Origin of the sequence: Vibrio sp. EA2, from assembly GCF_033042495.1 — a bacterium.
GTDB lineage: Bacteria > Pseudomonadota > Gammaproteobacteria > Enterobacterales > Vibrionaceae > Vibrio.
This window is the reverse complement of sequence record NZ_JAWLID010000021.1, coordinates 41,229-50,144: the sequence shown is the minus strand read 5'-3', so window position 1 is coordinate 50,144 and position 8,916 is coordinate 41,229. Positions and strand designations below refer to the sequence as shown.

The window sequence follows — 8,916 nt, the reverse complement described above, 5'->3', positions numbered from 1 at the left end:
AAGGTCTACGTTTCGCGATCCGTGAAGGTGGCCGTACAGTAGGTGCTGGTGTTGTTGCTAAGATCTTCGACTAATTCTTAACGAATTAAACGAAATCTCGCACGTTTCTTCATTTTGAAGAAAACGCAGCAGAAAAAGGGAGGCTTTGGCTTCCCTTTTTCATATCTGCCACTCTATTTAGTTATAAGCAGATAAAAACTGATCGTACTTTTTCTTATCTTAAAACAGAGTGTTACCTTACTCTGTCCATCCCTATTTTTTTACTTAGCTCTAAGTGCTTGATCCTGTCCAGTTCCTCATCGATTCATATAACCAAATGTTCTGAAGTGACCGCTCAATACGACTGGTAACAAGAACCATTCTTGTTTATATTATTTTCTCGATAGTTACTGTTTACGGGTTTTGAGTATGTTTGTATGTCTTTGTCATGGTGTTTCTGACAAGAAAATTAAGAAGTTGGCTGTGGATGAAGGCATAACGGATATCAGGGGGATAAAGCGATGTACAGCGCTGGGAAGCCAATGCGGTAAGTGCATCAGACAAGCCAAAGAAATTTTAGCTGAACACTACATAGAAATAAAACAAGCCAGCTAATCACTGTTATGCTTCGGTGAAATCGCTGAGCCTTTTGACACCTTCTCATTTGCTTCTACATTTATATGAAGCCTAAAAAGAGGAGGGGCTAGTCAATGAAAGGCGATCCAATCATTATCCAACATCTCAACAAAGTGCTCGGTAACGAGCTCGTCGCTATTAATCAATACTTCCTTCATGCCCGTATGTACAAAGATTGGGGGTTAAAACACCTAGCCGATAAGGAGTATCACGAGTCGATTGATGAAATGAAACATGCCGATCATCTCATCGAACGCATTTTATTCTTAGAAGGTCTGCCTAATCTGCAAGATCTCGGCAAGTTAATGATCGGTGAAGATACCAAAGAGATGCTCGAATGCGATCTTAAACTGGAAATGGCCGCTATTCCCGATCTAAAAGATGCGATCGCTTACGCAGAAGATATCCGAGATTATGTTTCGCGCGATTTGTTTCAGGATATTCTCGAAGATGAAGAAGAGCACGTCGACTGGCTTGAGACTCAGCTTGGCTTAATTGAGATGTCTGGCATCGAAAATTATCTGCAAGCACAGTATGTCGATGAGGATTAATCTCGGCTATCCCATCGTTATGTTAAAAATCTGACGTTTACACTAGTGCACCTGACTTAAAAGTTAGGTGCTTTTCCTGACTATCTGGTCTAATCTCTTTTAATATCGTTTTTTTTAAGGATATTGCTCGCAATCTTACCTATGAAGATCGACCACTATCCATTAGAATTTATTCCCCCCTTACCTAAAAATAAAAAGAGAAACGCCCTCATGTCTGAAGACAAAGCAGTAACTCCAGAAGAAGAACAACGCCAACGAGCTCTTGACTATCATGCATACCCAACCCCAGGGAAGATTGCCGTCGAGCTAACCACACCTGCCGAAACCGCTGGTGATCTTGCTTTAGCCTACAGCCCTGGTGTCGCTGAGCCTGTACGTGAAATCGCACAAAATCCTGACAATATCTATAAGTACACCGCGAAAGGTAACATGGTTGCCGTTATTTCTAACGGTACCGCGATTCTTGGCTTGGGTAACTTAGGTCCGCTTGCTTCTAAACCTGTAATGGAAGGTAAAGCGCTACTGTTTAAGCGTTTCGCTGGACTTGATTCTATTGATATCGAAGTAAAACACCGCACGATCGACGAGTTCGTTAATACCGTAGCAAGCATTGCTGATACCTTCGGTGGTATTAACCTGGAAGATATTAAGGCTCCAGACTGTTTTGAAATTGAAAAGCGTCTTATCGAACGTTGTGACGTTCCTGTCTTCCATGATGATCAACATGGTACAGCAATCGTAACGGCAGCAGGCATGCTGAACGCCATTGAGCTGCAAGGTAAGAAGCTTGAAGATTCTACGATTGTTTGTCTTGGTGCCGGTGCGGCTGCAGTAGCGTGTATGGAACTACTGATAAAATGTGGTGCGATGCGTGAAAAGATTTACATGTTGGATCGTAAAGGCGTGATTCATACTCGCCGTGATGATCTTAACGAGTACAAAGAGCTATTCGCAAATAACACCGATAAGCGTACTTTAGAAGATGTGATTGAAGGTGCTGATCTGTTCCTTGGCGTATCAGGTCCAAATCTGCTTCCACCTGAAGCATTAAAACTGATGGCGGATAAGCCAATTGTTTTCGCATGTTCAAACCCAGATCCTGAAATTAAGCCAGAGCTCGCGCACGAAGTTCGTAATGATTTAATCATGGGTACAGGGCGTAGTGATTATCCGAACCAGGTAAACAATGTACTTTGTTTCCCATTCATCTTCCGTGGTGCGCTTGATGTACGTGCAAGCGAAATTAACGATGAGATGAAACTTGCAGCGGTTGATGCTATTCGTCAGTTGGCGAAAGAGCCAGTACCAGAAGCAGTATTGGCAGCGGCGGGTGTCGATAAGCTTGAGTTCGGCTCAGATTACATTATTCCAAAGCCAATGGATGCTCGCTTACTGCCTCGCGTTGCAAAAGCCGTTGCTCAAGCGGCAGTTGACTCGGGTGTTGCCCGTATTGAAATGCCAGAAAACTATATGGCAGAGTAAAGCTCAGCATTGAATGATGTACAAAAAATGGGACGCGATAGCGTCCCATTTTTTATGTTATTTCTTAGCTTTCAAGATTGAATAACCATTTGGTGTATTCGACACGCTTTAGGTTACTCTTCGTCAAACGACTCGAATTCGATGCCCATTTCCGTCATCAGAGCTTTCGCTTCCGTCGGAATATCGTCTGGGCGATCTTTACGAAGGTCTTCATCCGTTGGAAGCGGTTGACCCGTATACGCATGTAGAAATGCCTCACATAGGAGTTCGCTATTGGTTGCGTGGCGTAAGTTGTTGATCTGACGACGAGTACGTTCATCAGTTAGCACTTTTAAAACTTTCAGCGGGATAGAGACAGTGATTTTTTTTACTTGTTCGCTTTTCTTTCCATGCTCAGCATAAGGGCTAATGTATTCGCCATTCCAGTCAGCCATTGCGTACCTTCATCTATGTAATAGGTTAAAAAATAATATAGGAGCTGATTTTAGCTGCATTTACTGCCATAAGCAAAGACATATGGACGTCTAGAAGTGTTGACGTCTTAATTTTTGACGAGTAAAGTGACAGGAACAGTAAGGAGTGTGCAATTCATTGAATCTCACCATTTAGATATAGCGCATTCCCATTTAGAAGTCATCACCTGTGAAAGGATACACCCATGAGCACCCGTAAGCCTGCAACTATTGCCGTACGTACCGGTATTGAATCTGACACTCAATACCATGCTGTCGTTCCACCAATCTACCTTTCGACAAACTACGGCTTTCCTGCATTTGGGGAAGTGCCTAAGTACGACTACACGCGCTCAGGTAATCCAAATCGTGGATTATTAGAAAGTGCATTGTCTGAGCTGGAATCTGGCAAAGGAGCCGTGATCACTAACTGTGGTACGTCTGCACTGAACTTATGGGTATCGGCTTTTATTGGTCCTGATGATGTTATTGTTGCTCCAAACGACTGTTATGGTGGCACTTACCGCCTGTTTAATACTCGTGCGAATAAAGGCGACTTCAAGGTGCTGTTTGTCGATCAAACTGACGAGAAAGCGCTGGATGAGGCATTAGCACAAAAGCCAAAACTGGTTCTGCTAGAAACACCGTCTAACCCTCTGGTTCGCGTTGTCGATATTGCTGTGGTCTGTGAAAAAGCAAAGCAAGCCGGTGCTTTAGTCGCAGTAGACAATACGTTTTTGACACCGGTATACCAGAAACCTCTAGAGTTGGGGGCTGACTTTGTTATTCACTCGACAACCAAATACATCAATGGTCACTCGGACGTGATTGGTGGCGTGATTATCGCTAAAACGGAAGAACATGCAGAAGAGTTAGCCTGGTGGGGCAATTGTATTGGTGCGACAGGTACACCATTTGATAGCTACATGACTTTGAGAGGTCTTCGTACTTTGGGGGCACGTATGCGAGTGCATGAAGAAAGTTCACAGCAGGTGCTGGCTTACCTACAGAAGCAGTCGTTGGTGGCGAAAATTTATCATCCAAGTCTGCCACATCACCCTGGCCACGAGATTGCTAAAAAGCAGCAATCGGGCTTTGGGTCCATGCTGAGTTTTGAGTTCGCGGGTTCATTTGAGCAACTCAAAGCCTTCGTCAAGGAACTGAAATTGTTTTCACTCGCTGAGTCTCTCGGTGGAGTAGAAAGCCTGATTTGCCACCCGGCATCCATGACGCACCGTGCTATGGGTGAGGAAGCATTGGCTGAAGCTGGCGTATCACAGCAGCTACTACGCCTTTCAGTCGGTCTGGAAGATGCGCAAGATCTCATTGCTGACTTAGAACAAGCTTTCACCAAATCTGCACAGCAATAGGAGATCATAATGACTGTACAACGTCAGCTACACAAGTTTGGTGGTAGCAGCCTGGCAGACCCAGAGTGCTATTTACGTGTAGCGGGTATTCTCAAAGAGTACTCTGCAGAAAATGATTTGGTGGTGGTATCAGCCGCGGGTAAAACAACCAACCGTCTGATTGAGTTTCTTGAAGGCTTAGAGAAAGATGGTCGAATCGCTCACGAAGCACTACAAAGCTTAAGACAGTTTCAAAGCAATCTTGTTGAAGTATTGTTAGAGGGGGAAGCTCAAGAGCAGCTGCTTGCTTCTTTACAAGATGAATTCAGCACATTGGCGGAGCTGACCTCTCCGCTCACTGAAGCGCAAAAGGCGGCAGTATTAGGCCATGGTGAAGTGTGGTCATCACGCTTACTTGCGGCATTATTAAGTCAGCAGGATTTACCTGCCGTGGCGCAAGATGCACGAGCGTTTTTACGTGCAGAAGCTGGCACTCAACCAGAAGTTGATCGTGCTCGTTCATACCCGCTTATCAAAGAAGCACTGGCACAGCATAGTCATAAACGTGTGATCATTACCGGCTTCATGGCGCAAAATGATAATGGTGAAACCGTTCTGCTCGGTCGTAATGGCTCAGACTATTCGGCAACGGTGATTGGTGCACTTGCTGAAGTCAGTACAACGACGATTTGGAGTGACGTGGCTGGTGTTTATAGTGCTGACCCTCGTTTGGTCTCCGATGCATGCTTGTTACCATTATTACGACTGGATGAAGCCAGTGAGCTAGCTCGTTTAGCTGCTCCTGTGTTGCACAGCCGCACACTGCAGCCTGTGGCGCAAAGCACCATGGATTTGAGCCTTAAGTGCAGTTACCTTCCTGAGTCTGGTTCGACGCGTATTGAGCGTGTTCTGGCGTCTGGCCGTGGGGCGAAAATCATCACATCGCTGGACGACGTGCTATTGGTTCAGCTTTCGTTTGCTCACGGACATGACTTTGAAAAAACACAGAGCGATGTACTCGAATCGCTCAAACGTGCTCAGTTGGAGCCGCTAGCGTTTGAAGCTCAGCCTGAACAGCAGGTATTACGACTGGCATACACAGCAGAAATTGCTGGTGGTGCACTCAAGTATCTGCAGGAATCTGACCTGGATGCGGAGATTAACCTCACTGAGGGTTACTCTCTGATTGCGGCTGTCGGTGCAGGTGTGACAACTAATGCCAACCACTGTTTTGGTTTTCAGCAAAAGCTAAAACATTCTCCGGTGGAATTTATCGCTGAGACGGAGTCTGGGTTAAGTCTGGTGGCAGTATTGCGTCGCACCAATACCGAAGAGTTGGTACAGACAGTTCACAGCCAGTTGTTTCAGGCGCAGAAGCGAGTTGCTGTCGCATTGTGCGGTAAAGGCAATATTGGTTCGAGCTGGTTAAACTTATTCGCTTCTCAAAAAGGTGAACTCGAGAAACTCCATGGCATGAGCTTTGACTTAGTCGCTGTGGTTGATAGTCAAATGTATTGGTTTGATAGTCAGGGTATTGATGCGTCTGGTGTTTCGGCACGCTTCAATGATGAAAGTATTGAAAACGATGGCTCATGGTTACCGCGTCTTGGTGCCTTACAGAACTACGATGAAGCCGTTGTCCTTGATGTCACCGCCAGCCAGGACCTTGCCAAATGCTACGTTGATATCGCTCAGCAGGGGATCCACCTTATCTCTGCGAACAAGGTAGCGGGCTCGGCTGATAGTCAGTACTACCATCAGGTTCAGGATGCATTTGCTAAGATTGGACGCCACTGGCTGTACAATGCAACAGTAGGGGCAGGGTTACCAATCAACCATACGGTGCGTGATCTTCGCGAGAGTGGCGATGAGATTGTGGCGATATCTGGTATTTTCTCCGGAACGCTTTCATGGTTATTCCAGCAGTTTGATGGCTCTGTTCCATTCAGTGAGTTGGTCGATTTAGCCTGGCAGCAAGGACTCACTGAGCCTGACCCTCGTTCTGACTTAGATGGCTCCGATGTGATGCGTAAGCTGGTTATTCTGGCGCGTGAGTCTGGTCTGGATATCGAACCGGGAAGCGTAAAGGTGGAGTCGTTAGTGCCTGAAGAACTGCGTACGCTGAGCTTAGATGAGTTCTTTGATAATGCCGCGCTGTTGAGCGAGACTCTGCAAGAGCGTTTAACCAAAGCGCAGAAGAACGATCAGGTACTGCGTTACGTTGCTCGTTTAGAAAAAGATGGCAAAGCGACGGTCGGTATCGAAGCTTTGTCCCGTGAACATGCGCTGGCAAACTTACTGCCGTGTGACAATATCTTTGCGATTGAAAGCAAGTGGTACAAAGATAATCCGCTGGTTATCCGTGGCCCTGGCGCTGGACGCGAAGTGACAGCAGGGGCAATTCAGTCCGACCTCAACCGTCTGGCTGGACTATTTTAAACTCGTAAAAACCTCGGACGCCATCCGGGGTTTTTTATTCCCTTCTTGGTGCCATACTTAAATGCAGAATCGTTGTTGGCCATATGTTTATCCTGGATAAACATTAGTCAGTATTGAACTTGAACTATCCTCATTATTAACATGAAAAAAATTCATAATTACAAGGTTGACATTAAATCGTATTCAATACATTCTGTAGACATATAGACGTCTAAACGTCGATTTGATAATTTGATTTCGTGGCGGGTTGCCACAGGGAGAGTAAGATGGGTTACACGCACGCAGGCCATATCGATGCCTTAAACCAGAATATCGCTGAGTTATCAGACAATATTAATGTTTCGTTTGAGTTTTTTCCGCCAAGCAACGAAAAAATGGAAGAAACGCTATGGAACTCTGTGCACCGTCTAAAAGCACTTAAACCTAAGTTTGTCTCGGTGACTTACGGGGCGAACTCTGGTGAGCGTGACAGAACTCATTCCATCATTAAAGAAATCAAATCAGAAACTGGTTTAGTCGCAGCTCCGCACTTGACTTGTATCGATGCGACTCGCGAAGAGCTGATTAATATTGCTGATGACTACTGGAACAACGGTATCGAAAATATCGTTGCACTGCGTGGTGATATTCCACCAGGTGGCGGCGCACCTGAGATGTACGCTTCTGATCTTGTTGAGCTGTTGAAATCTCGTCACGATTTCGATATCTCAGTCGCGGCTTTCCCTGAAGTACACCCTGAAGCAAAAAGCGCACAGGCTGATCTGCTGAACCTTAAGCGTAAAGTCGATGCTGGTGCAAATCGTGCAATCACTCAGTTCTTCTTTGATGTCGAGTCTTACCTGCGTTTTCGTGACCGCTGTGTCGCCGCTGGTATCGATGTAGAAATCGTACCGGGTATTTTGCCAGTATCTAACTTTAAACAGGCGTCTCGCTTTGCTGCGCAGAATAACGTAAAAGTCCCTGGCTGGATGAGCCGACAGTTTGAAGGTCTGGATGATGATCCAGTGACACGCCAGTTAGTAGGAGCAAGTCAGGCAATTGATATGGTGCGTGTATTGAGCCGAGAAGGTGTGAAAGACTTCCACTTTTACACACTAAACCGAGCTGAGATGACTTACGCGTTGTGCCACACCTTGGGTGTACGCCCTCAGACTGCAGTTTAGTTGTTGATAAATAAAAGAAAGGCTTGCCATCGGCAAGCCTTTTTATTGTTAAGTCATGGGCGGTTTATTGTGGATTAGCCGATAACTTCAAGTTCAGTTAGCACTTCCTCTGCCCAAGTGATCCACGTTTCGCGCAACAGCAGATTGCGGCGTAGTGTCAGGCGCTCCAGACGTGCTTGTTTGTCCAGGGTAGACGGCGTCGCGTAGTATGCCGCTTCAATTTCTTTGTAGTGAGAAACCAGTTTGCGTGACTCTTCAACCAGTTCAGACAGTTGCTCACGGAAAGGTGCAGCAGGTTGAACTGCACAAGCCATCAGTTTCGCTGAGAACTCGTCACGAACGGTTGGGTGTGCCGTTGGTTGGTCAAACCATTCACCTAGTGCGCTACGTCCTGCGTCAGTGATGGAGTAAACTTTACGATCCGGCTTTCCTTCTTGAGGCTCTAATACGCAAGTAACCAGCTCTTTCTCAGCCATTTTATTGAGCTCACGGTAAACTTGCTGGTGGCTTGCTTTCCAGAAGTAACCAATGCTAGCTGAGAATTCTTTTGTGATATCGTAACCGGTTGCATCGCGGGTGCTAAGCACAGTTAAGATTACGTGTGGTAATGACATGTCTTCAATCCAAATGGTCAATAAACTTGTAAACAAGCTACTTATACTTTCAGCTGCGCTCTTCATGACGCTTGAGTTTTTTATGTATAAGTAGCACCAACAATTGTTGGTCCTGTCACCTTAAAGCCGTTTATCACCTAGAGAGATGGGAGATTCCCATCGAGGCTGGAGCTGATATGATTGGATTTATGCGCTCACAGCAAGGCGAGTAGTATATAAATAATAAGCATGAAGTGGAATACTAGGAAAGA

The 8,916-nt window shown here is 45.7% G+C and carries 8 protein-coding genes and 1 pseudogene; 7 read left to right on the top strand and 2 right to left on the bottom strand.

Annotated elements, in window-relative coordinates; all coding sequences use genetic code 11:
- The 4 genes and pseudogenes from RXX31_RS22880 to RXX31_RS22865 form a co-directional block, all read left to right on the top strand.
- A pseudogene (locus RXX31_RS22880) lies at positions 1–74 on the top strand (elongation factor Tu); the annotation flags it as partial.
- A 334-nt stretch (positions 75–408) separates the two neighbouring features.
- Entirely contained in the window at positions 409–594 is a 186-nt protein-coding gene (locus RXX31_RS22875; protein WP_317591954.1) for a bacterioferritin-associated ferredoxin, read from the top strand.
- A 95-nt stretch (positions 595–689) separates the two neighbouring features.
- Entirely contained in the window at positions 690–1,166 is a 477-nt protein-coding gene (gene bfr, locus RXX31_RS22870; protein ID WP_317591953.1) for a bacterioferritin, read from the top strand.
- A 210-nt stretch (positions 1,167–1,376) separates the two neighbouring features.
- Positions 1,377–2,648, top strand: coding sequence for a malic enzyme-like NAD(P)-binding protein (locus RXX31_RS22865; protein WP_317591952.1), 1,272 nt, complete (start codon positions 1,377–1,379; stop codon positions 2,646–2,648).
- 113 nt (positions 2,649–2,761) lie between these two features.
- Here the strand turns inward: RXX31_RS22865 and metJ are convergent, their stop codons facing one another.
- A complete protein-coding gene (metJ, locus tag RXX31_RS22860; RefSeq protein ID WP_014233166.1) occupies positions 2,762–3,082 on the bottom strand; it encodes a met regulon transcriptional regulator MetJ in 321 nt (106 codons plus the stop codon).
- Between the two features lie 224 nt (positions 3,083–3,306).
- On the opposite strand from metJ, the gene RXX31_RS22855 reads away from it, so the two are divergent.
- From RXX31_RS22855 to metF, 3 genes are all read left to right on the top strand, one after another.
- A complete protein-coding gene (locus tag RXX31_RS22855) occupies positions 3,307–4,470 on the top strand; it encodes an O-succinylhomoserine (thiol)-lyase (protein WP_317591951.1) in 1,164 nt (387 codons plus the stop codon).
- 9 nt (positions 4,471–4,479) lie between these two features.
- Entirely contained in the window at positions 4,480–6,888 is a 2,409-nt protein-coding gene (locus RXX31_RS22850) for a bifunctional aspartate kinase/homoserine dehydrogenase II (RefSeq protein ID WP_317591950.1), read from the top strand.
- A gap of 266 nt (positions 6,889–7,154) precedes the next feature.
- On the top strand, positions 7,155–8,051 hold the full coding sequence (metF, locus tag RXX31_RS22845) for a methylenetetrahydrofolate reductase (RefSeq protein WP_317591949.1): 897 nt from the start codon (positions 7,155–7,157) through the stop codon (positions 8,049–8,051).
- Positions 8,052–8,125: 74 nt separating this feature from the next.
- Here metF and RXX31_RS22840 read toward each other — a convergent pair whose 3' ends face one another.
- A complete protein-coding gene (locus RXX31_RS22840) occupies positions 8,126–8,665 on the bottom strand; it encodes a PadR family transcriptional regulator (RefSeq protein WP_182011520.1) in 540 nt (179 codons plus the stop codon).
- Positions 8,666–8,916 lie beyond the last annotated feature (251 nt).